Raw genomic sequence first — 24703 nt, 5'->3', positions numbered from 1 at the left:
TGCCCGTACCGGCCGGTCGAGCGGTAACAGCTACAGGTCGAACTCGTGCGGCGGCAGGTCCAGGGCGAAGCACGCCTCCCGGACGACCGCCTGCTCCGTCTTGTCGAAGTCGCCGTCGGCGCCGCCGATCACGATGCCGATCTGGACGACCGCACGCGCTTCCGCCGGCTTCTTCTTCGCCTTGGCGATCTCCTGGAGGACGCTCACCTTGCCCAACGCGAAGTCCGACGTCAGCCGGCCGACGTAGTCGTTGAAGCGGCTCTGGAGATCATCCGCGGGGAAGTTCTTCAGGACGTCGTTGGAGGCGATGAGCGCGGCCACCCGCTGGCGCTCCGCGGGATCGATGCTGCCGTCCGCCGCCGCGACCAACGCACACATGGCCATGCTCGCGTCACGGAACGAGCCGCTCTTCAGCTCGTTCTTCTTCGACTCCAGCTGGGTCTGCATCGTCGAGGCGGTTTCCTTGAGGCGGTCCCACAGGGCCATGAAGTCTCTCCGTCGTCAGAATGGATCTACAGACGTGTAGAAACTAACAGGGTGTGAGCTAAAGGCGCCCTAAGTCCCGGGGAGGGAGGTAACGCCCAGCCCCGCGCGAGCCCGCGAGTCCCCGCGCAAGCCCAAGCGAGCCCGCCCAGCCCCGCGCGAGCCCGCGAGTCCCCGCGCAAGCGAGCCCGCCCAGCCCCACGCGACCCCGCGCCCCTCAGGAGCGCGCGGCCGACTCCGCCGCTCCGGCAGCCCCCGTGGCTTCCGCTGAGCCGGCCGCTCCGGCAGGCCCCCCGGCTCCCGCGCTCCCCCCGGGGCCCGAGGCCCCGGTCGCCGCGGCCGTTTCTGCCGCGATCATGTCCTCCAGGGTCGGCGGTCCCGCGAGTGGGGGCTTGCGCCTGGTGCCTCGTACCCGTGTGATCAGGGGTTCCGTCCAGCGGGCGGCCAGTGGGCCGATGATGACCAGGATCAGTACGTACGCCGTGGCGATCGGCCCGATGCGGGGTTCCGTGGCCACCGCCAGGCCCGCGATCACGATCGAGAACTCGCCGCGCGCCACCAGCGTGCCGCCCGCGCGGAGCCGGCCGCGTGAGCCGATGCCCGCGCGCCGGGCCGCGTACCAGCCCGTACCGATCTTGGTGAAGGTCGTCACGATCGCGAGGAGGAGCGCCGGCAGGAGCACCGGCGGGATGTCCGCGGGGTCCGTCGAGAGGCCGAAGAAGACGAAGAACACCGCGGCGAACAGGTCCCGCAGCGGGGCGAGCAGCTTGTGCGCGCCCTCCGCGACCTCCCCCGACAGGGCGATGCCGACCAGGAACGCGCCGACCGCCGCCGACACCTGGAGCTGCTGGGCGATGCCCGCGACCAGGACGGTCAGCCCTAGCACGACCAGGAGCAGCATCTCCGGGTTGTCGGAGGAGACCGCCCGGCTGATGATCCGGCCGTGCCGCAGCGCCGCGTAAAGGACCAGGCCGACCGTGCCGAGCGAGATGAGCAGCGTGACGCTGCCGCCCGCGAGGCCGACGCCCGCGAGCAGGGCGGTGAGCAGCGGCAGGTAGACCGCCATCGCCAGGTCCTCCATCACCAGGACGCCGAGGATGACGGGGGTCTCGCGGTTGCCGAGGCGTCCGAGGTCGGTCATGACCTTGGCGATGACGCCGGACGAGGAGATCCAGGTGACGCCCGCGAGGGCGACCGCGCCGACCGCGCCCCAGCCGAGGATCAGGGCGGCGACCGCGCCGGGCACGGCATTGAGCAGGAAGTCGACGATGCCGGAGGGGTACTGCGTCTTCAGGCTGCTGACCAGCTCACTCGCGCTGTACTCCAGCCCCAGCAGGAGCAGCAGCAGGATGACGCCGATCTCGGCGCCGACGGCGGTGAAGTCCTCGCTCGCGTCGAGCGGGATCAGTCCGCCGTGGCCGAAGGCGAGCCCGGCGAGCAGGTAGAGGGGGATGGGGGACAGGCCTATTCGGCCCGCCAGGCGCCCGATGATCCCCAGGGTGAGGATGACGGCGCCGAGTTCGATGAGCAGGGCGGTGGTGTGGTGCACGGTTCTCCTCGCCCTCAGTCGTCGGCGGTGGCGCCGTCAGCGGTGCCCGCGATGATCTCGGCGAGCGCGTCCACGCCCTCGCGGGTGCCGACCGCGACGAGGGTGTCCCCGATCGCCAGCCGGAAGGCAGGCTCGGGCGACGGGTGCGCGCTGGCCCTGCGCAGCACGGCCACGATCGAGGCGCCGGTGCGGGAGCGTGCCTTGGTGTCGCCGAGGAGCTTGCCGCCGTACGGCGACCTGGACGTCACCGGGATGTGCTCGGTCACGAGGTCGATCCCGTCGGTGCGTACGGCGTCGATAGGGGCCGCGTCCAGGAGGTGTGCGAGCGCGGTGGCCTCGTCCTGGGAGAGCGGGATCGCCTGCCGGCAGGCGTCCGGGTCGCTCTCGTCGTAGAAGCCGAGGAAGCGCCTGCCGTCGTGGTGGACGACGACGGAGATGTGCCGGCCACCTTCGGTGACGAAGTCGTACTGGCTGCCTATGCCGGGGAGGGTGGATCGGCGGGTTCCCACGAGGGCCTCCATGGAAGCTCGAAAACGGGGGCAGAAGAGATCGGAGCGGGGACAGAGCTGATCAACTTTAACTTTCCATTACCCTACTCCGCGCGGAGGTGGTGTGCTTTGAGCCGATATACGGTGATAAGCAAATGACATTCGATGATGTCCATGGGGCGTTTGCGCGTTTCGACAACCGCTGTCCGGAGAGGCGATCAGCATGGTGCAAATCGGCTACACGATGATGACCGAGCAGGCCGGGCCCCGCGCCCTCGTCGACCACGTCGTCGGCGCCGAGCGGGCCGGGTTCGACTTCTCCGTCACCTCGGACCACTACTTCCCCTGGCTGACCGAGCAGGGCCACGCCCCGTACGCCTGGAGCGTGCTCGGCGCCGCCGCGCAGGCGACCGAGCGGATCCCGCTCATGACGTACGTGACCTGCCCGACCGTGCGCTACCACCCGGCGGTCGTCGCCCAGAAGGCCGCGACGATGCAGCTGCTCTCCGAGGGCCGCTTCCGGCTCGGCCTCGGTTCGGGTGAGCGGCTCAACGAGCACGTGGTGGGCGAGGGCTGGCCCGCGGCGCACGTCCGGGTGGAGATGCTGGAGGAGGCCGTGGAGATCATCCGGGGCCTGTTCGGAGGCGGCGACTTCAGCTACCACGGGACGCACTTCGACGTCGAGAACGCGCGGCTGTGGGACCTGCCGGCCGACGAGGGCCTCGAACTGCCGCCGATCGGCATCGCGGTGTCCGGCGAGCGGTCCTGCGAAGTGGCGGGACAGCTGGGCGACCTGGTGATCGCGACCGAGCCCAAGAGCGAACTGATCGAGGCCTTCGACCGGCACGGCGGGGCGGGCAAGCCCCGCGTCGGCCAGCTCCCGGTGTCCTTCGGCACCGACAAGGACGCCGCGGTGGCCCGTGCGCACGAGCAGTTCCGCTGGTTCGCCGGCGGCTGGAAGGTCAACGCGGAGCTGCCGAACCCGGCGGGCTTCGCCGGCGCCACCCAGTTCGTACGGCCCGAGGACGTGGCCGGGACGATTCCGTGCGGCTCGGACGTGGCGGACTTCGTGGAGGCCGTACGGCCGTATGTGGAGGCGGGCTTCACCGAGGTGGCCCTCGTCCAGATCGGCGGCGACCAGCAGGAGCCGTACCTGAAGTGGGCAGAGCGTGAACTGCTGCCCGCACTGCGCGAGTTGTGAATCCTGCACCGCGCGAGCACGGCACTGTACGAGCCCGGCACTGTACGAGCCCGGCACCGTGCGAACCGCACACCGGGTGAACCGCACACCGTGTGAGACCGGCACCGCACCACCACCGAACCCGAGCCGTTGAACCCAGGAAGAGGAATCATGAAGGTAACCGTCACCGTCACCGACTGCCCGGCGCAGGACGCCCGAGCCGTCTTCGAGGTCGTGGCCACCGTGTTCGCGTCCTCCGACCGTGACTCGGGCGACGCCCCGCAGGACAACGCCGGGGGCGGGCCCACGGTGTGGACGACGGTCTACGAGTCGGACGGCGCGGAGAGCACCGGCGAGAAGCCCGCGCCGACCTCGCTCTCAGGACCGGCGACGGTCACCGTGCAGGGCGGACCGCACGAGGTGGCGCGGGCGCAGGAGGCGCTCGGCGCGGCGTTCTCGGTCTCGGACGAGGGAACGGCCGCGGGTGACCAGGAGCAGGAGGTCCAGCTGCGGGTGACGGGCCGCTAACCGCCGCACCGGTACGGGGCGGGTCCGACGAGAAGTCCGGGCCCGCCCCTCAGCTGTGTGCCCTCAGCTGTGTTCCCTCAACGGTGTGTGAGTACAGGTGAGTACAACGGACCCGTTGGCACCGGCGCCGAATCAGTCGAGCGAGACGTGCACCCGTACCCGCTTGCCGCCCGCCAGCCGCTGGATGTCGTACTTGCTGCACAGTGCGAGCACCAGTTCCAGGCCGTGGCCGCCGATCCGCTCGGGGTCGGGCGTACCGGGCTGCGGGAGGCTGTCGTCGGTGTCCCACACGGTGATCTGAAGGCTGTTGCCGTGCGGGGTCGAGCGGTTGACCGAGAGGTCGAGCAGGCACGGGCCGGGCGCGTACTTCGCCGCGTTCGTCACCAGCTCGCTGACCACGAGCTTCACCGTGCCCGCCGTCCTCGACGACACCGGGACGCCGTGCAGGGCCTCTGCCCGCAGCAGGAAATCGGCGGCGAAATCCCGGGCCTCGCCAATCGTGCCGGGCGCTCCGTCGTATGTCGCGCTGGCACTGAATGGGATGGTCACCGTCATTGTCGCTTCCCGCACCGTCCGCACCACCCGTCTTCTGTCGTACACCTGACGTCCCCCGTGATGTCCGGTGCTCTGCTGACGCGCTTTCCCCATCATGGCGTTTTCAGTCATGGGAATTTCCCGGGATGCCGCAGGAAGGGCGGTGACGAACCGTCCCGCCCGTCCGCGACCGTCGGCGAGCAGGCGGAACGGGCTGGTGAGGGGCCCTTGCCGGGGACACCGGTGGCCCCTGCCGGGGGCGCCGGCGTCAACCCGGGAGAGACGCCGGGGGCGCCGGCGTCAACCCGGGAGAGACGCGCCGCCCGTCGGAGGGACACCGCGTTCGTCCGCACGGGCGCGGGGCACACGGGTGCCATGAACCTCATGCACGCCGACGCCCCCGCCGCCGTCCTGGCCGCGGCGGGCCCCGACCTGCCGGTGGCCGCCCGGATCGTCCTCGCCGTGGTGTTCGCACTCGCGCTGCTGAGCGTGGCCGCCCGCTACCGCGGACCCTCCTCGAACCCGCCGAAGGACTGAGGAACCGCCGCGCCGCCCGTGCCGCTCAGGCCGACGCCGCGCCCCGGCCCTACGAGCGGTCGTCCCCCGCGGGTGGCTCCTGGGCCAGCGCCGTGATCTGGGTGCGGGAGGAGAAGCCCAGCTTGGCGAGGATGTGCTCGACGTGGGCGTCGGCCGTGCGCTTGGAGATGACCAGGCGTTCGGAGATCTCCCGGTTGGTCAGACCTGCGGAGACCAGGTCCGCGACCTCGCGTTCGCGCCGGGTCAGATGGTCGCGCCCGGCGGCGCGGTCGGCGCCGGGGCCCGGCGGCGGGGCGGGCGCGGGAACCGGCGAACCGGCCAGGGCCAGCTCCACCACCCGGTCCAGCGGGAGCCGGGCGCCCTGTGCGAAGAGGCGTCCGTACGTCTCGTCGCCCAGCTTCTCCCGTACCTCCCGCTCCACCCGGGCCCGGTCGTCCGGATGGGCGGCCACCCCCACCATCGGATTGCCCACCTTGCGCCACAGCTCGCCGCAGGCACCGAGCAGCCAGGCCGACTGGCGGGTGCGGTCCGTGCCCGCGGCCCCCCAGGCGAGCAGTTCCAGGGAGTTCGCAGTTCCGAACACGTCCTGGAGTTCCCGGCTGAGGGCCACCGAGGTGAGGGCGAGCCGGAAGGCCTCCTTCGCGTCACCGCGCACCCAGGCGGCCATGCCCTTGATGCCCAGCGCCTGGCTCCTGATCATGCACTCGCCCGCGGCGCCGTCCGGTCCTGCGCCGGGGCCCGACCCGATGCGGCGCAGCGCCTCGTCGGCGTGCTCGGTCGCCTCGTCGGCGTGCCGCAGCAGCGAGTGCATGTAGGCGCGCTGGTAGTGGTGCACGATCAGCGCGAAGTGGTCGTTCAGCCGGTGCTGCATCACCAGGGAGTCGTCCAGCATCCGGCGGCCGTTGACCTCGTCGCCGAAGAGCCAGCCCACACCGCCCGCGTAACCGAGTGCCAGGGCCAGGAGGAGGTCGTCACCGGCCTCCGCGGCGACCGCGCGGGCCGTTTCGAAGCCGGTCAGCGCGGGCTCGATGTCGCCCTGCATGGTGGCCAGCAGGGAGCCCCACAGAAAGCCCGCCGCCCGCTCCTCGCAGGGCTCGCCCTCCAGCGCCAGACCCTTGGAGATCCAGTAGCGGCCCTCCTTGAAGAGGCCCGCCGTCGCCCAGAAGGGCCACAGCCCGGTTGCCGCGCGCAGCGCGGGGCGCACTCCTTCGGGACGGCCCAGGGCGTACTCGAAGGCGCTGCGGAGGTTGGCGAGGTCGTGGTGCAACTGCCGGTAGAGCGGCACCTGTTCGGAGGTGACGACGCGGTCGGCGAAGCGCCTGGCGCGCGCGAAGTAGTGGTCCTGGTGGCGCCGGGCCAGCCGTGCGCGTTCGTCGTCGGCGCACCGGTCGGCGCCGTACTCGCGGATGGTGTCCAGCAGCCGGTAGTGGGCGCCGTTCTCGCCGACCCGCAGCACGACGGACTTGTCCACGAGCCCCACCAGGAACTCCAGCACCTCCGCCCTGGGCAGCACGCCGTCCGCCGCGCCGGTGTCCCCCGGGCCCTCCGCACAGATCTCCTCGACGGCCGTCAGGTCGAACGGCCCGGCGAACACCGAAAGGCGTGCCCACAGCGCCCGTTCGGGCTCCGAGCACAGGTCGTGGCTCCAGTCGATGGCGGTTCGGAGCGTCTGGTGGCGGGGCAGCGAGGCGCTGCGCCGCCCGCCGGTGAGGATCTGGAAGCGGTCCTCCAGGCGCGCGGTGAGCTGGGCGAGCGGCAGCGCCCGCAGCCGCACGGTCGCGAGCTCGATGGCGAGCGGGATGCCGTCCAGACGCCCGCACAAGGCGGTGACGTCCGCCCGGTTCGACTCGTCGACGGTGAAGCCAGGCAGGATGGCGTCGGCCCGCTGGGCGAAGAGCGCAAGGGCGTCACCGATCTCCAACGGCGGTACCGCCAGGGTGTGTTCGCCGGGCACGTCGAGCGGCTGGCGGCTGGTGGCCAGCACGGTGACGCCCGGCACCTCGCGCAGCAGCAGGTCGGCGAGGAGCGCGCAGGCGTCCAGCAGGTGCTCGCAGGTGTCCAGGACCAGCAGCAGCCGGCGCGGCGCGAGGTGTTCCATGACGACGTCGAGCATGTCCCGGCCGGTCTGCTCGGGCAGCCCCAGCGCGTCCGCGACGGCGCCGGGCAGCAGCTCGGGGTCGCGCAGCGCGGACAGTTCGACCAGGACGCTGCCGTCGTCGTACTCGCCCTTCGCGGCGAGCGCGCCGCGCAGTGCGAGACGGCTCTTGCCGACCCCGCCGGGGCCCACCAGGGTGACGAGGCGGGAGCGGCGCAGCAGTTCACGTACCTGGCCGAGCTCCGCGGTGCGGCCGACGAAGCCCGTCACCTCCAGGGGCAGCGTGCCGGTGCGCCGGGTGTAGCCGAGTGCCATGTCGCCCCCCAGGTGCGGTGCTCAAGGTGCGTGCCGTGCGGCCCGACCGGCCCCGCCCGCACCAGCCTACGGTTCCCGCTGCCGGGAGACCCGGCTGTCACCGCTCGTCGGTTCAGGGCCTCGCCGTCCCCGCACGGGCCGTGCCGGGGCCGTTCGGGGGGCTGCCGCCGGGCCCGCGCGCCGGAGCCCCCCGTACCGCCGTCCCCTGCTCCGCCGTCCCGCCTGCGCCGTCCTCCTGGGCCAGGGCCGCGATCTGGGTGCGCGAGGAGAAGCCCAGCTTGGCCAGGATGTGCTCGACGTGGGCGTCGGCCGTGCGCTTGGAGATCACCAGGTGCTCGGAGATCTCCCGGTTGGTCAGGCCCGCCGAGACGAGCGTGGCGACCTCCCGTTCGCGCCGGGTGAGGTGGTCGTACGAGGGCGGCCGGTCGCCGGGGGATGCGGGGTTCACAGGGCGGGTGGCACCGGCCAGGGCCAGCTCCACCGCCTGGTCGAGGGAGAGCTGGGCGCCCTGCGCGAACAGCAGCCGGTACTCGGATGCGCCCAGCGCGGCGCTCACCTGCTCCGCCACCCGGGAGTGGTCGTCCTGGTAGATGGCCACGCCGATCATGGGGGAGCCGATCTTGCGCCAGAGCTCGCCGCAGGTGCCCAGCAGCCAGGCGGCGAGCCGGTGGGCACCGGTCTCCGCCGAGCCCCAGGCCAGCAGCTCCAGTGAGTTCGTGGCGGCGAAGACGTCCCGCAACTCCCTGCTGGCACGCAGCGATTCCCGCGCCAGCCGTACGCTCTCGGGCGCGTCCCCCCTGGTCCAGGCGGCCATGCCCTTGATGCCGAGCACCTGGCTGGTGATCATGCACTCGCCGACCCCGCCGCCGGGTGCCTGGGCGATCCGCCGCAGGGCCTCGTCGGCGTGCGCGTCGGACTCGTCGGAACGCCTTATCAGCGACTGGACGTACGCGCTCTGGTAGTGGTGCACCACCAGGCCGAGCGGGTCCCCGATGCGCAGCTGGCCCGAGAGGGCCTCGGTGGAGGTGCCGCGCCCGTTGGCCTCGTCGCCCGACAGCCAGGCGATGCCGCCGATGTAACCGAGGGCGAGCACCCGGTCCAGCTCCGAGCCGCAGGCCTCCGCCACCGCGCAGGTCTCCTGGAACCCGGCGAGGGCGGGCCCCACGTCGCCCTGCATCACCGCGAGCAGACTGCCCCACAGCAGCGCCTGCGAGCGCTCCCGCGACGCCTCGGGGTCGAGCGCGAGGCCCTTGTCGAGCCAGTACCTGCCCTCCTTGAAGAGCCCCGCCGTCGACCAGAAGGGCCACAGCCTGGCCGCCATCACCAGCGCGGACCGCACCCCGTCCGGCCGTGAGAGCGAGTACTCCAGGGCGCTGCGCAGGTCCGCCAGGTCCCGGTGCAACTGCCAGTACAGCGGCACCTGTTCCGCCGAGAGCAGCATCTCGAAGAAGTACGAGGCGCGCCCCAGGTAGTGGTCCCGGTGCCGCCGCCTGCACCGCTCGCGCTCCGGCTGGGTGCACCTGTCGGCGCCGTACTCACGGATCGTGTCGAGCAGCCGGTAGCGGGCGCCCTCGTCGCCGTCCCTGAGGACGACGGACTTGTCGACGAGCCCTATCAGGTGCTCCAGGATTTCCTCCCGGGCGAGCCCGCTGCCCTGCCCGCCGCCGTCCTCGCCCCCACTGCCGTCCCCACCCGCGCCGCCGCCCCCAGCCGCGTCCCCGTTCCCACCCGCATTCGCGCCGCCGTTCCCCCCGCCGTCGGAACAGACTTCCTCGACCGCCGTCAGGTCGAAGGAACCGGCGAAGACGGAGAGCCGCGCCCAGAGCAGCCGCTCCGGCTCCGAGCACAGCTCGTGGCTCCAGTCGATGGCGGTACGCAGCGTCTGGTGGCGGGGCAGCGCCGCGCTGCGCCGCCCGCCGGTCAGCACCTGGAAGCGGTGCTCCAGGCGCGCGGTGAGCTGTTCCAGGGGCAGTGCGCGCAACCGGACGGTCGCGAGTTCGATGGCGAGCGGAATGCCGTCGAGCCGGGTGCACAGGGCGAGGACGTCTCCCCGGTTGCCGTCGTGCACCTCGAAACCCGGGACGACGGCGGCGGCCCGCTGCGCGAACAGCTCGATCGCGTCGCGGTCCTCCAAGGGTGGTACGGGCAGGGTGTGTTCACCGGGCACGTCGAGCGGCTGGCGGCTGGTGGCCAGCACCGTGACACCGGGTGCCTCGCGCAGCAGCAGGTCGGCGAGGAGCGCGCAGGCGTCGAGCAGGTGCTCACAGGTGTCCAGGACGAGCAGCAGGTGCCGGTCCTCCAGATGCTCGACCACCACGTCGACCATCACCCGCCCGGACTGCTCGGGCAGCCCGAGGGCGCCCGCCACCGCGCCCGGCAGCAGCTCGGGATCGTGCAGCGCGGACAGTTCGACGAGGACGACCCCGTCGTCGTACTCCCCCTTGAGGGAGAGCGCGGTACGCAGCGCGAGACGGCTCTTGCCGACCCCGCCGGGACCGACCAGGGTGGCGAGCCGTGAACGGCGCAGCAGCTCCCTTACCTGGTCCAGTTCCGAGATGCGGCCGACGAAGCCCGTCACCTCGACGGGCAGCGTGCCGGTGCGCCGGGTGTAGCCGAGTGCCATGTCGCCCCCACACGCGGTTCTCAATGTACGTACCAGTGTGGCCCGTTAGGGCATCCCTGTCAGCGTACGGACCGCACGGTGACAGGTGGTGACGGGGGAGGGCAAGACCGCCTGCAGGGGGTGATTCACTCGAACGGAGTACATGGGGTGGAAACTGCCCGACAGCCCCCCGAGGCCCTGCTATGACGGGGAGAAGGGCCCTCCGGCGGGCACCGGACCGCCCACGGGGCGATCACTGCGGTCGCGGGCGGCGTCGATGGCGCGCGAACTGTACGTATGCGCAGGGCACTGCACTGAATCGGTGCTGCATCGGTGCTGCGCGGAAGGAGACGAGAAGCCCATGACCGCTCCCAACGGCTACACCCCTGAGGACCTGTCCGGCGCGAACGTGGTCGACGCCGAAGGCAACAAGGTCGGGGCCGTGCAGAAGGTCTACCGCGACGACACCACCGGAGAACCGGAGTGGGTCACGGTACGCACCGGACTGTTCGGCACCAAGGAGACGTTCGTCCCGCTGGCGGGCGCCACCCGCACCGACGGCGGCCTGCGGGTCCCGCACAGCAAGGACCTCATCAAGGACGCGCCGCGCATCGACGTGGACGGCCATCTGGACCGCTCGGAGGAGGGCACCCTCTACGAGCACTACGGTCTGACGGGACCCGGCGGCGCGGCGCGCGGCAACGGCCTCGCGGGCCGTACGGGCGACGCGACGCCGTCGACGGGCCGGCACGCCGCGGGCGCGGCAGGTGCCGCGGGTACGGCAGCGGCAGCGGGCGGGGTGGCGGGCGGTACCGCCGCCGCGGCGGAACGCTCGAAGACCACCACGGGCCGGGCCGAGACCACTGCCCGGCCGCTGGCGGGTGCGCCCGGCGCCAGGCCCATGGCCGGTGCGGGAGCGCCGACCCGTGGCACGGACGCCGACCTGACCGGCCGCGCGAGCGCCGGTACGGCCGGTGACAAGGGCCAGAGCGAGGAGCTGCTGCTCTCCGAGGAGCGGCTGAGCTTCGCGACCGAGGAGCGCGAGAGCGGGCGTGCGGCGCTGCGCAAGCGCGTGGTGACGGAGGACGTCACGAAGTCGGTCGAGGTCAGCCACGAGGAGGTACGGGTCAGCCGCGTGCCCATCACCGACGAGGAGCGCCGCACCGGCCGCACGACCGCCAACATCGGCGAGGCCGAGGTCGAGGTGGTGCTGCACGAGGAGCAGGCGGTGATGCGCAAGGAGACCGTGCCGGTCGAGCGGGTCCGCCTGGAGGTCTACAAGGTGACCGAGCAGCAGGAGGTCTCGGGCCAGGTCCGCAAGGAGGAGGTCGACTACGACGAGGGCCTCCGCGAGAAGCACGCGAACACCCGCGAAACCTGGAACAAGGACACGGACCACCGCGGCAAGCGGTGACCTCACGTCCTCGGTGAACCGCGGGCCCGCGAGGGCCCGCGGCGATGGGGTGAAGCAGGGCAGGGACGAGGAGCCGGCGCCGACACGGGCCGGCTACTCGTCCCCTTCTGTTGCGGGAGGCCGGGGGTGCGTGCGGTTTGTTGCGGGAGGCCAGGGATGCGTGCGGTTTGTCGCGGAGGGCCAGGGGTGCGTGCGGCTCTCCCGCCGCTCCCCTGACCTGCCTCCCGGGGAGGGGCGGCGGACTCAGTTCTCTCCCGTGGCGACCGGGGTCTCCGCCCCCTCCAGGCCCCACTCGCTCCACGAGCCGTCGTACACCGATACGTCCCCGCGCCCGGCCAGTTCGGCGCCCAGGGCCAGCACGCAGGCGGTCACCCCGGAGCCACAGCTGACCACCAACGGCCGCCCTGCGTCCGCGACGTCGTCGAACCTGGCGCGCAGCTCCGCCGCTGGCCGCATCCGCCCGTGCCCGTCCTGCAGCTCGCCGAACGGCAGATTGACCGCCCCCGGCATGTGCCCCGCGCGCAGGCCCGCCCGGGGCTCGGGCTCCGTGCCCGCGAACCGCCCCCGGCTGCGCGCGTCGAGCACCACGCTCCGCCCGTCCTCCAGCGCCGCCTCGACCTCGGCCCGCCCGACGAACGCACCGGGTCTCTCCCGTACCGCACCGGTGGCCGGCGCCGCCACCTCGGCGCGCACCTCGTGGGCATTCCCCGGCTCTGCGTTGACCGGCTGCGCGTCGACCGGCTGCGCGTCGACCGGCTGCGCGTCGACCGGCTCCGTGTCGACCGGCAGTCCTGCCGCGATCCAGCCCGGCAGACCCCCGTCCAGCACGGCGACCCGCTCGAACCCGGTGGCGCGCAGCATCCACCAGGCCCGTGCGCAGGAGTAGATGCCGACGGCGTCATACACGACGAGGCGGTCGGTTTCACGCACTCCCCATGCCTTCACGCGGGCGACGAACTGTTCCGCGCTCGGCCTGGTGTGCGGTGCGAGGCCCTCCCCGTGGGCCGACATCTCCCCGTCGATGTCGAAGATCCGGGCCCCGGGAATCCAAGGCCCCTTGCGCCGGTGCGCGCCCACGGACGCGTCCAGCACGACCAGATCCTCCGCGCCGAGGTGCGTCCCCAGCCAGTCGACGCCCACCAGTGGCCCGGGCCAGGCACCGTCCGCCACCCGACTCATGCCGCGCCCCCTTCTCCCGCGTCCTCTGCTGCTGCTCGCTCTTCTGTTCGCTCTGCTGCCTTCTCGGCTGCTTGGAGCACGCCCGCCCCGCCTTCGGGCGTCCAACGGGTCGCGTGCGGCAGCAACTCCTCGACCCGAACGCTCCGCACCCCCTCCACGGTCGGCAGGATCACCCTGATGCCCGGGTGGAGGTCGAGCAGTACCTGCCGGTCCCGGCCGCACGGTCCGACCGGCCCGCGCCCGCCGTCCCCGACGGCGACGATCGTCACCAACTCCCGTGCCCCCGAGGCCCGCGCGTGCCCCAGCGCCACCAGCTCGGCGCAGGGCCCGCCGGTGAAGTGGTACACGTTGATCCCGCCGTGCATCCGCCCGTCGGCGCCGCGTACCGCGGCCCCCATGGTGTGGATCCCGGCCGCGCCGTCGCCGTGCGTGTCGACGATCTCCCTTGCGTACGCGAGGAGTTCCTCCTCGTCGGCGCTCAGCTCACGCATCGAAGTTCCCATGCGCGGCATGGTACGGAGGGCCGGGGCCGGCGGCCTGCGCTTATTCCTCCCGTACGCACGCCCGGCAGGCCCTCGCCGAGCCCGCGACGACGGCGTGCGAGACGGCGGCGAGGGCGCAGGCGCCGGCGGTCAGCGCCCACTCCTCGGCGAGCAGGGCCGCGGTCGCCAGGGCGAGTGTGGCGACGGCCATCGAGGCGCTCGCGGCGGTTCCGGTCCAGGCGACGGCGTGCGGCAGCCGGCGCAGGTCCGGCAGTCGGCGCGCGAAGGCACCGGTCACCGCCAGCGCGACCGCGGCGAGCAGCACCGCCGCGCCCGCGACGGAGGCGAGCTGCACGGCCACGAAGTACGCGGCGCGCGGCAGCGCCCCGGACTGCTCCTGCCCGGCCCTGCTCACCAGGTACCCGCAGGCGACCAGGAAGGGAGCGGTGATCGCCACCGCCCCGGCGGTGTGCCGGGTCTGGGCGAAGGTCAGCTCCCGCTGACAGCTCTCCCCGACCTCGGTGACCTCCCCGAACTCCTCCACCGCCCGGTCCACGGCACGCTCGTACGAGACCCCGGCCCGCACGAGGGCCTCCACCGTGTCCCCGAGTCCGTCCCGCAGTTCGGCGACCAGGCGGGCCTTGGCGCGTACGGGACCCCGCAGGGTGGCGTCGAGCCCGGCGACGTACTCCTCGACGGGGTCGCCCCGGCCGCCCGGCCGCGCGGACGGCGCACTCATGTGGCCAGTCCCCGCTGCCCGTGCCGGCCCGGCGCGGCCGGCGGGACGGGGTTGAGGACCGACCCGATGGCCGCGGTGAAGTCGCGCCAGGCGGTGCGCTCGTCGGCGAGGAACCGCCGCCCGGATTCGGTCAACTCGTAACAACGGCGCTTGCGTTGACCCTCGCCCTCCCAACTGCTCTGCAGCAGTCCCAGCCGCTCCAGCCGGTTCAGCGCCGGATAGATGGTCCCGGTCCGCAGTTCGAGCGCGCCGCTGCTGCGCTCCTGCACGGCGGTGATGATCGCGTAACCGTGCAGCGGGCCAGGCTCGACGACGGCGAGCAGCAGGCCGTCCAGATGTCCGCGTACCGCATCCTGCCTCATGGGTAGGCAGCCTACACAAACACGCGTTGCTGTGTTACCTATTGGCAGCCAACCTATCTGCCCCCGCGAAGAACACCCGGTGAAGGACCCCACCGTGAAGGACATTCCGTGACCAAATTCCTGCTGTCGTTGCACGTTCTGGCGGCGATCCTGGCGATCGGCCCCATCACGGTCGCGGCGTCGATGTTCCCCCGTTACGCGAGGCCCGCCGCTCCCGGTGACGGCGGCGCCCCCGGCCAGGACCTCCGTACGGCTGCCTTCCTGCACAGGATCTGCCGGGTCTACGCCACCGTGGGGATCGCGGTCCCGGTACTCGGTATCGCGACCGGGGCGGCGATGGGGGTACTGGGCGACGCGTGGCTGATGGCGTCGATCGTGCTGACGGGTGTGGCAGCCGGAATCCTCCTGGCCCTGGTGCTGCCGGGCCAGGAGGAGCTGCTCGAAACCCCCTTGGCCGGCGAGGGCGCGACCGAGCCGGACGAGTCAGAGGCACCCACCCGTCGCAGGGCCACCGCAAGGCTCGCCATGACCACCGGAATCTTCAACCTGCTGTGGGCGGCGGTCGTCGTCCTGATGGTGGTCCGTCCCGGCTCCACGACGGGAGCGTGAGGGGACGGTCTTGGGGGCGCGGGCGCTCCGGCTCGGGAGGGGGTATTCGGTTGCCAACGCCGACGGCGGTGGATGCAATGTCCGGCACAGCCGACCGCCTCTCATGGGAGACGCCCCGCATGCACAGGACTTCTTCCCCGGGAACGGCCCCGGGAACGGCCCCAGGAACGGCCCCAGGAACAGCCCCAGGAACGGCCATGGCCGCCGGGGCATCGCCGCTGCTGATCGGCGTTCTCGCTCCGCTGACCAGTCCCGGCTGGGTCGAGGCGGGCCGGCACCTGCTCGCCGGGTGCGAACTGGCCGTGCGCGAGGTCAATGACGCCGGCGGGATCGACGGCAGGCCGCTCAGCCTGGTGGTACGGGACACCGCGGCCGACCCGGAGAGGGCCGTCACGGCCGTGGACGAGTTGGCCGGCCTGGGTGTGGCCGCGCTGGCGGGGGAGTACCACAGCGTGGTCGCCCGCGCCGCGGCCACCAGGGCGGACGCCCTCGGCCTCCCGTACCTCTGCTCGTCCGCGGTGCTCGACGCGCTCACCGAGCAGCCGACCGAGTGGGTCGCGCGGCTCTCACCGCCGCAGTCCCGCGGTTGGCAGGTCTACGCGGACTTCCTTCTCGCCGCGGGCCACGGGCGCGTCGCGGTGGCGGCCCAGCCAACGCTCTACTGGCGGACGGGGACCCGGATCCTGCGGGACCACCTGACCCCGCGCGGCGGCAGCGTCACCGCGCTCGACATGAGCACGCTCTCCCCCGAGGCCGTCTGCGACGCGCTCGTGGCCCGCCGCGCGACAGCCCTGCTGCTCCTGGTCGGCCACCCGGAACCCGCGGTGCCCCTCGTCAGGGCCGTACGCCGGGACAGCCGCCTGACCAGGGTCCTGCTGGGCGCCCCGGCCGGGCAGCCGGAGTTCGCGGGGTGGACGGAGCTGCTGGGCGAGGAGGGCGCCGGAATCCCGTTCCTGCGCTACCTGCCCGAGCATCTCACCCCGCTCGGCGCCCGGGTAGGCAAGGCACTGCGCGCGCAACTGTCCCAAGCCCCCTCCTTCGTCGCCTTCGAGGGGTACGACACGATCGCCGTGCTGGCCGACGTGCTGCGCGGCCACGGCACCGATCGGTCCCGTATCGCCGCGTCCTGGCCGGACGTGACGGTCGAGGGCACCCGCGGACGGATCGGCTTCTCCCGTGTACCGGGCATCGGCGTCCGGCAATGGGCAACGGCCCCGGTCCAGGTGGCCGACAGGGACCCCGCGGACCTCGACCGTTTCCGGATCCTGCACACCGGCTGAGGGGCTCCGGTCGCGGCTGCGGACACGGCCTATAGACTCCGGCGCCAAGCCGTGATCAGCAGCAGTGGGGGAGGCGCGGAGTGGGCTTCGACGAGGAATGGGCGGAATTGCGTGCGGCGGCGACCGAACGCGGCTCCACCGGGATGCGGTTGAACGGTCTCCCCGATGAGGGACTGGTGCCCACTCCGGCCCCGGGCGGCGGCCCGCCGAGACTCGCGTCGTCGTCGTCCGAGAAGAGGGCCGCGGCCGGTGTCATAGACACGGAGCTGCTGTCGAGCACCAAGAAGGCCGGCGACCACGCGGACGAGTCCCATGCCACCGCCGTCACCGCCTTCAACGGATGGGTGACCGCGGCCGCGCTGAAGAAGGTGCAGACCACGTGGGAGGGCCAGGTCAAGGCCCTGATGGGCCGCCTGAGCAGCGAGCGCGACGGCCTGCGGAACACCGCCACCACGCTGACCGGGGCCGACGGCGCACGCCGCGACGGAATCGACGCCATCAGGCCCCCGTCGGGGCTCGACCGCATCCGATGAGGGACCGACGCCGACGCGGGTGCCCGCGGCGGGCCTGTGCGGCACGGGCGGTGTCGGGTCGTCGCCGCCCACTCCGCCCGCAGGCCACCGAGACGCCGACGGTCACGTACCGCCGCCTCCGCCTGCACCCCCACCCCAACCCGCCACCCAACACCTCCGCTCTCTCGCGGAAGGGACAACCATGCTGACGTACCGCGAAGTCCTGACGACCGACTACGGCAAACTCACCGCGGCCGCCGACAAGTGGAAGTCCATGGCGGACGAGTTCGCGAAGGTCGAGAAGCGCTACCGGGACAGCGTCCAGAAGATCGCTGTCGGTGAGACGTGGCAGGGGCGCAGCGCCGACGCGGCTGCGCTGAACTTCTCGGCCACCCGGTACGAGTACCAGGCCGCCCAGACCCAGGCGAAGGCGACCGCCACCCTGCTGCGCAACGCGCACGCGCAGTTCGTCGAGCTCAAGGAGCGGCTGGAGACCGGCCGCGCCGACGCGGTCGCGGCCGGGATGAAGGTCTCCGAGCAGGGCAACGTGGCCTTCGACCTGGAACGCGCGACCGAGAGCGAGCGCAACGCCCTGCGCCACGACCCGGAGTACGCCAAGAGCGTCCGGGCCAGTGAGCAGTCCTGGGCCGAGTACCTCAAGTCCTGTGTGAAGGCCGTCGACGAGGCCGACAAGAACCTCCAGAAGGACCTGGAAGCGGTCGTCAAGGACACCGGTGGCGGTGCGAACGACGGCACCACGGGCGGTTTCAACGGCAATGCGGACAAGGTCGCGGCCGCCGACGACCAGCAGAAGCGCGAGCGCATGGAGCTCAACTCGCTCGCCATGCGCGACGGCGAGACGCTCGACGACTACATCCAGCGCCTGCAGAAGTCCGGCGTGGAGAAGCTGACGGGCAGCAAACAGCTCGCGGAACTCTTCGCCGCCGTGCAGAAGGGCACCATCACGGCCTCCGCGTTCGCCGCGGCGGCGGGCGGCAGCGCGGGCAGCGCCCTGAAGCTCTTCAAGTACCTGAAACAGGGCAAGGACGTCACCGCCCCCGGCACGTTCCTCTCCAACTTCATCAACACGCGCCTCGCGGGCGTGGCGCCGGGAAGCCTGCTCAGCCGGGTCCCGCCCGGCATGGTCAACGCGATCACCGGGTCCGACGAGGCCGCCATGCTCGGCGGGTTCATGCGCAACGGCGCGTTCGTCATGCCGTCGGCGGCGGAGGCCAACCTGGTGCGGGTCGCGCAGAACGGCGGCCTGGCGAATGCCGCGAAGGCCGCCGGCTGGATCCGCGGCGCGGGCGTGGTCGGCGGGGTCGCGGCGACCGCCTACGGGGTCGCCAACCTGGCCACGTACGACGCGGACATGATCAAGGCAGACCCGGCGAAGTTCGCCAGCGACCTGAGCGGTACGGCGTTCAGCGCGTCGATGACCGCGCTGACCGTGGCCCCCAACCCGGTCACGGCCGGCCTGGCGGTGGGTACGGGGCTGGTGTACGCGGGCGCCCTGGTCTGGGACAACCACGAAGCCATCGGCGAGGGCATCGGCAAGGCCACGGACTGGGCGGGCGACAAGGTGTCCGACATCGGGGACGGCATCGCCGGCGGTGCGAAGAAACTCGGCAGCGCCCTCAATCCGTTCGACTAGCGAGGCAGGCACATGCACACGACGATCAGTCCGTTCACGCTCGCTCCCTGGAAGGAGAAGCAGCCGGGCGGGCGCACCAGTTCCGGCTGGCAGGGCACTTCTGCGGAGTTCGGCGAGATCCGGGTGGCGTGCCCGGCAGGCCCGAACGTGTCGAACTCCATATCCACGGAGGCGAGTGGCGGACAGATCCCGCGGACCCGCTTCGAGACGCGGGGGCTGCACACGGAGACGGCACTGAGGCCGACCCTCAACGGTTCGACGCTGCGGGTGGGCGACGCACTGGTGAGGATGGACCGCAACCGTTGGGCGCCCACCCACCGGGGGCGCTCCCTGCGCATGACGTACCTGGGCGACTCGTACCGGCTGACGGCGCTGGGCCGCCGCGCGTACGAACTGTCCCGGAGCGCGGACTCCGAGGACCCGGGCGCCCTCATCACAGTCCGGCAGACCGGCCTGGCCGGCGGACGCAGGGTGACGGTACGGGCGACGGGACGGGTCCTGGCCGCGGACATCGCCCTCGCGGTCCTCTTCTGTGAGGTCGACCGCTCCGTACTGACGCGGCGGGGAGCGGTACGGGCGGGCATGCGCAGGATCTTCTTCTTCTGGACCGAATCCCAGTCCTGACCCCGCCCGAGCGACGCGGACCGATCCGGCCCCCCACACAACCCCTTCCTTCACCACCCCCCTCCCGCCCCCTCCCTCCCTCACCTCCCTCCCTCACCACCACCACTAAATGGGGATGTATGCCTTCCTTCGACATGTCCCGGTCCCGTTTCCGGCTGGCCGACGAGCACGTGATCGTGCTGTCCGAGCTGGCCTCGGGGAACGTGGCGCCCGACGAGTTCGCGGCAGCCCGTCAGGAGCTGCTGGACTGCGGTTTGATCACCGCGGAGGGCAAACTCTCGACACTGCTGCTGCCCCTGCTGAGGACGGTGCTCACGCCGGGGGTGGTCATCTCGCTGGAGACCGCGAGCAGGCAGGGGAAGCTGCACCACGGAATGCTGATCGGCGAGGAACATGTCGTCGCGCACGAGGCGTGGCCGGGCACGGCCGAGTCGGAGTACACGTGCGTGGAGCCGAAGACGCTGGTGTGGAAACTGGCCGAGATGGTGAACCTCCAACAGTCCCCGGGCACCGAGGGGCCGGCGCAGGACCCGCGGGACAAGGCGGCAGCGGCCGTCGTGGAGACGACCCTCTCCACCGTCGAGGCGGGACTGGCGGTTCTGGAAGGTGCGCAGGTCGCCCGCCCCGCGGAGGTGGAGCACGAGGCGATCCACCGTGCCCTCGCCACCACCGGCGCGCTCGCCGAACCTTCGCTGACCCTGCTCGCCGACCTGATCTCCGAACTCCGCTCCAGCTGGCGCCTGACCTCGGCCTGGCAGACCCGTACCGCCGCGGGCGAAGCCACGGAGGCCCGCGGTTTCGCCGTCTGGGACTGCGGCCCCCTGGGCTACTGGCTCCGCGAACTCCCCACCGAACCGGTCCCGGACACGCGCATCGCCCCGTCAACCCCCTTCAGGCTCGTCCAAGTCCCCGCCAAAACAATCTGGACCCACCTCACGGACCTGCTCCCGCCGCAGAGCGACCTCCGCGCCGCGAAGACCGAACAGGCCGCACGCGAGGCGTAGTCGGCCACCGGGCGAGGATCGCCGGCCAAGGCCCGTCCCGCGCGGCCGGCTGCGGCCCGGCGCTTCAAGCAGCACCGAAGCCGATGCGGGACGCCGCCGAGGAACGCGGGATCAGGGCTTGACCGGCGGGCAGTAGCCGGTGTCTGCGCCGATGCTGTTGATCTCGGCGTTGGAGCGGGAGTCGCCGGCGTAGTTGATCTGGTTGGTGCAGCTGCTCCCGGCCTTCTTGGGCGTACCGGCGGGCTTGCTCTTCTTCTCCGGGGCGGGACAGTGGCCGGTGCTCTCGCCGATGCTGTTGATCTCGGCGTTGGAACGGGGGTCGCCGGCGTAGTCGATCCGGTTGGTACAACTGGCCCCGCCCTTACCGCCGGCGCCCTTCTTCTCCGGGGCCGGGCAGTGCCCCGTGTCCGCACCGATGCTGTTGATCTCGGCGTTGGAGCGCGGGTCGTCCGCGTAGTCGAACTGGTCGGTGCAGCGGCCCCCGCCCTCCTCGGCGGAACCCGAGGCGACGTTCTTGCCGGACGTCGTCGCGGCAACAGAGGGCGAGGCACTCGCGGAAGAGGACGAACCGACCTCGGCGGACGAACCGGCATTGGCGGACGAACCGGCCTTGGCGGACGAGGACGCGTCGGTTGCGTTGCCGCCGCAGGCGGTGAGTGACAGACCGGCAGCCACAGCAGCGACGGCGAACAGGGAGATCTTCTTCTTCCGAACGAGCATCATTTCTCCTCAACGGGTTCCTGCCCCAGCCGGACAGGCGATCTGGCCCGGGAACATCGGCCACCGGCCAACCCCCCGGCCCCTTGCCGTGGTTCTTGCAGGGGGAGATGCCGAGGAGGCTGCCGGAAGTTCCTTCCGTGATCGTCATAAGACAGGACCGTGACATCCCATACCGGCACGACACCGACGGACGTCACCCGCCTGCGTCAGCACAAGGTGCGCGACCAGAGGGCTGCCCCGGGGGCGGGCCTGTCCCGATGCCGGCGACCCGCGCGCCGGCGGCCTCCCGGGTGGGCGATCTAGGAAAGCCCGTCGAGCGGCCTGAGGAACCGGCGCTCGTAGCGCTTGATGCAACGGGTCTCACGAGCCAGTTCGAACGCCTGCTGGCACTCGGGGTCGGACATGCTGTCGGAGCGGTACTGCTCGTACGCGGCCAGGCTGGGGAAGGAGAACAGGGCATAGGCAATGTCGCTGTCGCCCTCACTGGGCAGGAAGTAACCGTGGTGCGTCCCGCCGAACCGATTGACGAGCCGGACCCAGCGACGCCCGTACTCCTCGAAATCCGCAAGCTTGTCAGAGTCGATCTCGTACTTCAGATGAATGGTGACCATGCGTGCATGATGCCGTGCGGCGGACAGACACTTGTACGACTGGGGGCGGCGGTCTAAGCACCCGGCACAGATACGGCGGTCCGACGTACAACAAAGAGGCCCCGGGCCGCCGGCCTGGGGCTTTCGTATGTTCTGCGTGGAGCGGGTGACGAGAATCGAACTCGCGCTCTGAGCTTGGGAATCACGGTGCTTTGATCACGTGAAACCTCCTCTGACCTGGCCGTATGCGGGCAACGTGGGTGTCTGGGCTGGGCCTGATCACACCCCCTGTTGACCGCTCTTCTCCCCCTTGGAGGGCACGTTCGGGGCACGGGTCGCCGAGGTGGTGCGCGGGAGGTCGGAGCCCGCCGCCGGGGAGTACGTTCTGGGCCCGTGCGCGGCGGCGGGGATGCGACCGGGTCCCCACGGATGGCGCTTGCGAACGGTGCGGCTCTGCCCTCTGCGTCGAGCCTGGATCGCTCGGCGGGGTGCGACTCGGCCCTCAGCCGTAGTTGCAGGGACGGGCGTGGAGGTGCCCAAGGCGCCTGTCGGACAGCTGTGGGCTCCCTGGAGCGTAGGTAAGGGTGATCCGGTGCCCCGTGCCGTGCTGGGAACTCCTTGTCCGTTCACTCCACCGGGCAGGCGCTCGCCCCTCGTTTCAGGGGGTGATGACCCACCGTCCGCGGTGGCCGCCCTTGGTGAGGAGGCTGTAGGCGCGGGTGGCGTCGTCAAGGGGGACGATGCCGGCGCGGCGGGGTTCGAGGATGCCCTCGGCGGCGAGCTGGAGGACTTCTTCCAGCTTCTGGTGGCCGGCCCGGGGGTAGTAGGCGGCGTGGGCGGTGATGTTCCGGGCGTCGAGTCCTTCGGGGTAGCGGAGGTCGAAGGCGACGTAGGTACCGCCGTCACGCAGGACGGGCAGCGTCTGCTCGTTGAGGCTCGCCGCGTCCAGGACGGCGTCGAAGCCCTCCTGCCCGTCGAGTGAGGTGATGGCGTGGGCGGCGCCGGCGCGCTGGAGGAAGTCGGTGTCGGTGTCGCGGGCCAGGGCGGTGACGTCCCAGCCCGCGTGGGCGGCCAGGGACACGGCGTATCCGCCGGCCGAGCCCGCCGCCCCGGTGACCAGGACCCGGTTGCCGAGGCTGATGTCCAGCTGGGCGAGCCCGTCGGCCGCGGTCAGGGCGTTGAGCGGAATCGTGGCGGCGTCGAGGAAGTCGAGGCTGTCGGCGAGGGGAGCGATGTCCTTGGCGGAGACGAGGACGTAGTCGGCGTGGCTGCCCAGCTCCGTGAACCGAGGGTCGCTCCCGAAGCGCGTGCCGGCCACTCGCGTGCCGAGTGCCGGGCCGTTCACGCCGGGTCCGAGGGCGTCGACAGTTCCGGCGACGTTGACGCCGACACCGACCCGTTCAGGGTGGCCCATCTCAACTTCGGGTGGGTTCGTCGTCGGGTCGACGTGGGTCGCCATGTTGCCTCGCGACTGGGAGACGTCGATGTTGTTGACGTCGCTCGCCGCGACCTTCACCCGGATCTGCCCGGGGCCGGGCTCGGGGACGGGGAGGGTGACGATGCCGAATCCGTCCGCCTCGGTGAACACAGCCGCGCGCATGGGGAACCTGCTCTCTTCGGAAATGGGGCGGCGCACCACTGCCCAGGGTCGCCACCCAAAAGGGACTTTCCGGCGTCTTTCGCTGCCGTGATTTCGACCGTAACACCTGAACGGAACGATCACGTCCGTTCGGAGTGGTGGCGTCCACGTAAGGTGGAAGCATGGATTCCGCGCCCGCCTCACCCCCGCCCTCGCCCGCCGAGCGGGCGGACTCCCGGCGCAAACGCCTCCGGCTCCTGAAGGCCGCCCGCCAGATCGTCGCCGCGAAGGGGCTGGAGGCCGGCGCGCACGAGATCGCCACGCTGGCCGAAGTCGGCGTGGGCACCCTCTACCGGCGCTTCGGCACCCGCGAAGCCCTCATCCAGGACATCGTCGCCGCCGCCGTCGCCGAACTGCGGGCAGCCGTCGACCACGCCCTGGACACCCCGGACCCGTGGGAGGGCCTCGCGCTGTTCCTCACCGAGCTCACCAGGGCCCAGACCCTCAACCGCGGAATCTGCGAACTGGCCGCACAGACCACCTCCCTGGAACCCGAACGCAGCGCCTCCCGGCTGTGGCTCCGCGAGGCTGCACAGCAGCTCACCGAGCGCGCTCAACGGGCAGGCGTCCTCCGCGGCGACGTCACCTGGCGCGACATCGTCGTCCTGACCCGCGCTTCCGTCAGCACCGACTGCCTCGACCTCCGGGCCGCCGACACCCAGTGGCAGCGCACGGTCGCCCTCCTCCTCGACGGCCTGCGCGCACCCGGCACCCGCCCCCTGCCCGGCGAGGCGCCGCACGACCTCCTCGCCGACGCGAACACCCCGGGCTGAGGTCGCGGCGGAACCAGGGCGGACCGTCGTACCGTGCGAGCAGGTCGCGGGGTTTGTCTCCTTGGCCGCTACCAGGCCCCTTTCGGACCTCGCCCGGGTACACCGGCCGTGCGTGTCGTCCTTCAGGCGACCGACAACACCGTGACCGGTGTCGCTCGACCGGCTGGTGCGCAGCCTCGGAGAGTGTGGGGTGACGAACAACCCTCAGGCGTTGACCTGCGTAAACGTGGGCTGATGTGGGGTGGCGACCTGTTGGTGCGCCACCCCGTTTGCCGCTCTTCACCGGCCCGACCGGCACGTTGTGGCACGGTCGGCCGGACGTGTCCCAGAGGCGGCCGTTGTGGCGTGCGGACTTTCCGAGAGAAGGCGTAACGGGTGCCTTGAGTGCACTGATCGCTCCCCAGTCAGGTCTCACCCCTACTCATCCAGCGGCGCAACTGATGGGTGCCCAGCGAGGCAGCCGGCCGGCGCAAGTCAAACAGCCCTCGCGGCCTCACGACCTCGGCGCGTGCGCCTGTGGAAGATCTCGTCGAAGGTGACGCGAGCATCCGCAGGACTGACGTAATGCATGGCCAGCAAGGCGGCGATGACAGCTCCGACGAGGTCGTTCTGGACCTCGTTCCAGTCATGGTCGTCACCGCAGGTGGTGAGGCCCTTCAGGCCGTGGAGGGCGTGCATGGCTTCGCCGGCTTCCTCGGCGACCTTGCCGATCTGGAGGCTCCGGAGCTCTTCGTCGGGCAGGTGGGCGCCGGCTGCTCGGCAGACGGCGGAGAGCTTTTCGATGTCGTCCCATATGGCGTCCATGGCGGAC

At 71.7% G+C, this 24703-nt stretch carries 25 protein-coding genes; 11 read left to right on the top strand and 14 right to left on the bottom strand.

Going from position 1 to position 24703, the window contains the following annotated elements:
* Positions 1-30: 30 nt before the first annotated feature.
* From ACIQM4_RS10735 to ACIQM4_RS10725, 3 genes are all read right to left on the bottom strand, one after another.
* On the bottom strand, positions 31-486 hold the full coding sequence (locus ACIQM4_RS10735) for a tellurite resistance TerB family protein (RefSeq protein WP_401589003.1): 456 nt from the start codon (positions 484-486) through the stop codon (positions 31-33).
* Positions 487-700: 214 nt separating this feature from the next.
* On the bottom strand, positions 701-2032 hold the full coding sequence (locus tag ACIQM4_RS10730; protein WP_401589000.1) for a cation:proton antiporter: 1332 nt from the start codon (positions 2030-2032) through the stop codon (positions 701-703).
* A 14-nt stretch (positions 2033-2046) separates the two neighbouring features.
* The gene (locus ACIQM4_RS10725) at positions 2047-2541 is read right to left on the bottom strand and encodes a cation:proton antiporter regulatory subunit (protein ID WP_401588997.1); all 495 of its coding nucleotides are present in this window, start codon (positions 2539-2541) and stop codon (positions 2047-2049) included.
* Between the two features lie 202 nt (positions 2542-2743).
* Between ACIQM4_RS10725 and ACIQM4_RS10720 the strand changes: the two genes are divergently transcribed.
* Positions 2744-3721 (top strand): LLM class F420-dependent oxidoreductase, encoded by a 978-nt coding sequence (locus tag ACIQM4_RS10720; RefSeq protein ID WP_401588995.1) that lies wholly within the window; start codon positions 2744-2746, stop codon positions 3719-3721.
* 150 nt (positions 3722-3871) lie between these two features.
* Positions 3872-4228, top strand: a complete 357-nt coding sequence (locus ACIQM4_RS10715) for a hypothetical protein (RefSeq protein WP_401588993.1) — start codon at positions 3872-3874, stop codon at positions 4226-4228.
* A 132-nt stretch (positions 4229-4360) separates the two neighbouring features.
* Here ACIQM4_RS10715 and ACIQM4_RS10710 read toward each other — a convergent pair whose 3' ends face one another.
* A complete protein-coding gene (locus ACIQM4_RS10710; protein ID WP_401588990.1) occupies positions 4361-4783 on the bottom strand; it encodes an ATP-binding protein in 423 nt (140 codons plus the stop codon).
* A gap of 354 nt (positions 4784-5137) precedes the next feature.
* Between ACIQM4_RS10710 and ACIQM4_RS10705 the strand changes: the two genes are divergently transcribed.
* Positions 5138-5299 (top strand): hypothetical protein, encoded by a 162-nt coding sequence (locus ACIQM4_RS10705; protein WP_401588987.1) that lies wholly within the window; start codon positions 5138-5140, stop codon positions 5297-5299.
* A gap of 49 nt (positions 5300-5348) precedes the next feature.
* Here ACIQM4_RS10705 and ACIQM4_RS10700 read toward each other — a convergent pair whose 3' ends face one another.
* Both ACIQM4_RS10700 and ACIQM4_RS10695 read right to left on the bottom strand, forming a co-directional pair.
* A complete protein-coding gene (locus ACIQM4_RS10700; protein ID WP_401588984.1) occupies positions 5349-7709 on the bottom strand; it encodes an ATP-binding protein in 2361 nt (786 codons plus the stop codon).
* A 112-nt stretch (positions 7710-7821) separates the two neighbouring features.
* Positions 7822-10332 carry an ATP-binding protein gene (locus tag ACIQM4_RS10695; RefSeq protein ID WP_401588981.1) on the bottom strand — a complete coding sequence of 837 codons (2511 nt, stop codon included), beginning with the start codon at positions 10330-10332 and terminating at the stop codon, positions 7822-7824.
* A 340-nt stretch (positions 10333-10672) separates the two neighbouring features.
* Between ACIQM4_RS10695 and ACIQM4_RS10690 the strand changes: the two genes are divergently transcribed.
* Entirely contained in the window at positions 10673-11725 is a 1053-nt protein-coding gene (locus ACIQM4_RS10690; protein WP_401588978.1) for a PRC and DUF2382 domain-containing protein, read from the top strand.
* A 243-nt stretch (positions 11726-11968) separates the two neighbouring features.
* On the opposite strand, the gene ACIQM4_RS10685 is transcribed toward ACIQM4_RS10690, so the two are convergent.
* Genes ACIQM4_RS10685 through ACIQM4_RS10670 form a run of 4 tightly spaced genes read right to left on the bottom strand, consistent with a single transcriptional unit; the run spans position 11969 to position 14487 of the window.
* A complete protein-coding gene (locus tag ACIQM4_RS10685) occupies positions 11969-12904 on the bottom strand; it encodes a sulfurtransferase (RefSeq protein ID WP_401588975.1) in 936 nt (311 codons plus the stop codon).
* Positions 12901-13407, bottom strand: coding sequence for a cytidine deaminase family protein (locus ACIQM4_RS10680; protein WP_401588972.1), 507 nt, complete (start codon positions 13405-13407; stop codon positions 12901-12903). Before ACIQM4_RS10680 ends, ACIQM4_RS10685 begins: the two co-directional genes overlap by 4 nt.
* Positions 13408-13447: 40 nt before the next feature.
* Positions 13448-14125, bottom strand: coding sequence for a permease prefix domain 1-containing protein (locus ACIQM4_RS10675; protein WP_401588969.1), 678 nt, complete (start codon positions 14123-14125; stop codon positions 13448-13450).
* Positions 14122-14487: a PadR family transcriptional regulator gene (locus tag ACIQM4_RS10670; RefSeq protein WP_401588967.1), complete on the bottom strand. Its 366-nt coding sequence runs from the start codon at positions 14485-14487 to the stop codon at positions 14122-14124. Before ACIQM4_RS10670 ends, ACIQM4_RS10675 begins: the two co-directional genes overlap by 4 nt.
* Before the next feature lie 108 nt (positions 14488-14595).
* On the opposite strand from ACIQM4_RS10670, the gene ACIQM4_RS10665 reads away from it, so the two are divergent.
* The 6 genes from ACIQM4_RS10665 to ACIQM4_RS10640 all read left to right on the top strand — a co-directional run bounded on the left by ACIQM4_RS10665 (position 14596) and on the right by ACIQM4_RS10640 (position 20170).
* Positions 14596-15096, top strand: coding sequence for a DUF2269 family protein (locus ACIQM4_RS10665; RefSeq protein WP_401588964.1), 501 nt, complete (start codon positions 14596-14598; stop codon positions 15094-15096).
* A 197-nt stretch (positions 15097-15293) separates the two neighbouring features.
* Positions 15294-16376 (top strand): ABC transporter substrate-binding protein, encoded by a 1083-nt coding sequence (locus ACIQM4_RS10660; RefSeq protein WP_401588961.1) that lies wholly within the window; start codon positions 15294-15296, stop codon positions 16374-16376.
* 80 nt (positions 16377-16456) lie between these two features.
* Positions 16457-16909 (top strand): hypothetical protein, encoded by a 453-nt coding sequence (locus ACIQM4_RS10655; RefSeq protein ID WP_401588958.1) that lies wholly within the window; start codon positions 16457-16459, stop codon positions 16907-16909.
* 181 nt (positions 16910-17090) lie between these two features.
* Positions 17091-18542, top strand: coding sequence for a hypothetical protein (locus tag ACIQM4_RS10650; RefSeq protein ID WP_401588956.1), 1452 nt, complete (start codon positions 17091-17093; stop codon positions 18540-18542).
* A gap of 12 nt (positions 18543-18554) precedes the next feature.
* Positions 18555-19166, top strand: a complete 612-nt coding sequence (locus tag ACIQM4_RS10645; RefSeq protein WP_401588953.1) for a hypothetical protein — start codon at positions 18555-18557, stop codon at positions 19164-19166.
* 119 nt (positions 19167-19285) lie between these two features.
* Positions 19286-20170 (top strand): histidine kinase, encoded by an 885-nt coding sequence (locus tag ACIQM4_RS10640; protein ID WP_401588950.1) that lies wholly within the window; start codon positions 19286-19288, stop codon positions 20168-20170.
* Between the two features lie 111 nt (positions 20171-20281).
* On the opposite strand, the gene ACIQM4_RS10635 is transcribed toward ACIQM4_RS10640, so the two are convergent.
* The 3 genes from ACIQM4_RS10635 to ACIQM4_RS10625 form a co-directional block, all read right to left on the bottom strand.
* The gene (locus ACIQM4_RS10635; protein ID WP_401588947.1) at positions 20282-20893 is read right to left on the bottom strand and encodes a hypothetical protein; all 612 of its coding nucleotides are present in this window, start codon (positions 20891-20893) and stop codon (positions 20282-20284) included.
* 296 nt (positions 20894-21189) lie between these two features.
* Entirely contained in the window at positions 21190-21501 is a 312-nt protein-coding gene (locus ACIQM4_RS10630; protein ID WP_401588945.1) for an NIPSNAP family protein, read from the bottom strand.
* A gap of 637 nt (positions 21502-22138) precedes the next feature.
* On the bottom strand, positions 22139-23080 hold the full coding sequence (locus ACIQM4_RS10625; RefSeq protein ID WP_401588942.1) for an NADP-dependent oxidoreductase: 942 nt from the start codon (positions 23078-23080) through the stop codon (positions 22139-22141).
* 161 nt (positions 23081-23241) lie between these two features.
* Between ACIQM4_RS10625 and ACIQM4_RS10620 the strand changes: the two genes are divergently transcribed.
* Entirely contained in the window at positions 23242-23892 is a 651-nt protein-coding gene (locus ACIQM4_RS10620) for a TetR/AcrR family transcriptional regulator (RefSeq protein WP_401588940.1), read from the top strand.
* Positions 23893-24366: 474 nt separating this feature from the next.
* Here ACIQM4_RS10620 and ACIQM4_RS10615 read toward each other — a convergent pair whose 3' ends face one another.
* A complete protein-coding gene (locus tag ACIQM4_RS10615) occupies positions 24367-24696 on the bottom strand; it encodes a MazG-like family protein (RefSeq protein WP_401588937.1) in 330 nt (109 codons plus the stop codon).
* Between the last annotated feature and the right edge of the window lie 7 nt (positions 24697-24703).

The sequence above is a fragment of the Streptomyces sp. NPDC091272 genome (genome assembly GCF_044757485.1).
In the GTDB taxonomy this organism is placed as follows: Bacteria; Actinomycetota; Actinomycetes; order Streptomycetales; family Streptomycetaceae; genus Streptomyces.
This window is presented reverse-complemented; position numbering and strand designations above follow the sequence as displayed.

Bases quoted from the DNA above. Each gene is read 5' to 3' on its own strand.
- ACIQM4_RS10735 (WP_401589003.1), bottom strand. From the start codon at position 486: ATGGCCCTGTGGGACCGCCTCAAGGAAACCGCCTCGACGATGCAGACC.
- ACIQM4_RS10720 (WP_401588995.1), top strand. From the start codon at position 2,744: ATGGTGCAAATCGGCTACACGATGATGACCGAGCAGGCCGGGCCCCGC.
- ACIQM4_RS10715 (WP_401588993.1), top strand. From the start codon at position 3,872: ATGAAGGTAACCGTCACCGTCACCGACTGCCCGGCGCAGGACGCCCGA.
- ACIQM4_RS10710 (WP_401588990.1), bottom strand. From the start codon at position 4,783: ATGACGGTGACCATCCCATTCAGTGCCAGCGCGACATACGACGGAGCG.
- ACIQM4_RS10705 (WP_401588987.1), top strand. From the start codon at position 5,138: ATGAACCTCATGCACGCCGACGCCCCCGCCGCCGTCCTGGCCGCGGCG.
- ACIQM4_RS10700 (WP_401588984.1), bottom strand. From the start codon at position 7,709: ATGGCACTCGGCTACACCCGGCGCACCGGCACGCTGCCCCTGGAGGTG.
- ACIQM4_RS10695 (WP_401588981.1), bottom strand. From the start codon at position 10,332: ATGGCACTCGGCTACACCCGGCGCACCGGCACGCTGCCCGTCGAGGTG.
- ACIQM4_RS10690 (WP_401588978.1), top strand. From the start codon at position 10,673: ATGACCGCTCCCAACGGCTACACCCCTGAGGACCTGTCCGGCGCGAAC.
- ACIQM4_RS10685 (WP_401588975.1), bottom strand. From the start codon at position 12,904: ATGAGTCGGGTGGCGGACGGTGCCTGGCCCGGGCCACTGGTGGGCGTC.
- ACIQM4_RS10680 (WP_401588972.1), bottom strand. From the start codon at position 13,407: ATGGGAACTTCGATGCGTGAGCTGAGCGCCGACGAGGAGGAACTCCTC.
- ACIQM4_RS10675 (WP_401588969.1), bottom strand. From the start codon at position 14,125: ATGAGTGCGCCGTCCGCGCGGCCGGGCGGCCGGGGCGACCCCGTCGAG.
- ACIQM4_RS10670 (WP_401588967.1), bottom strand. From the start codon at position 14,487: ATGAGGCAGGATGCGGTACGCGGACATCTGGACGGCCTGCTGCTCGCC.
- ACIQM4_RS10660 (WP_401588961.1), top strand. From the start codon at position 15,294: ATGGCCGCCGGGGCATCGCCGCTGCTGATCGGCGTTCTCGCTCCGCTG.
- ACIQM4_RS10650 (WP_401588956.1), top strand. From the start codon at position 17,091: ATGCTGACGTACCGCGAAGTCCTGACGACCGACTACGGCAAACTCACC.
- ACIQM4_RS10645 (WP_401588953.1), top strand. From the start codon at position 18,555: ATGCACACGACGATCAGTCCGTTCACGCTCGCTCCCTGGAAGGAGAAG.
- ACIQM4_RS10640 (WP_401588950.1), top strand. From the start codon at position 19,286: ATGCCTTCCTTCGACATGTCCCGGTCCCGTTTCCGGCTGGCCGACGAG.
- ACIQM4_RS10635 (WP_401588947.1), bottom strand. From the start codon at position 20,893: ATGATGCTCGTTCGGAAGAAGAAGATCTCCCTGTTCGCCGTCGCTGCT.
- ACIQM4_RS10630 (WP_401588945.1), bottom strand. From the start codon at position 21,501: ATGGTCACCATTCATCTGAAGTACGAGATCGACTCTGACAAGCTTGCG.
- ACIQM4_RS10625 (WP_401588942.1), bottom strand. From the start codon at position 23,080: ATGCGCGCGGCTGTGTTCACCGAGGCGGACGGATTCGGCATCGTCACC.
- ACIQM4_RS10620 (WP_401588940.1), top strand. From the start codon at position 23,242: ATGGATTCCGCGCCCGCCTCACCCCCGCCCTCGCCCGCCGAGCGGGCG.
- ACIQM4_RS10615 (WP_401588937.1), bottom strand. From the start codon at position 24,696: ATGGACGCCATATGGGACGACATCGAAAAGCTCTCCGCCGTCTGCCGA.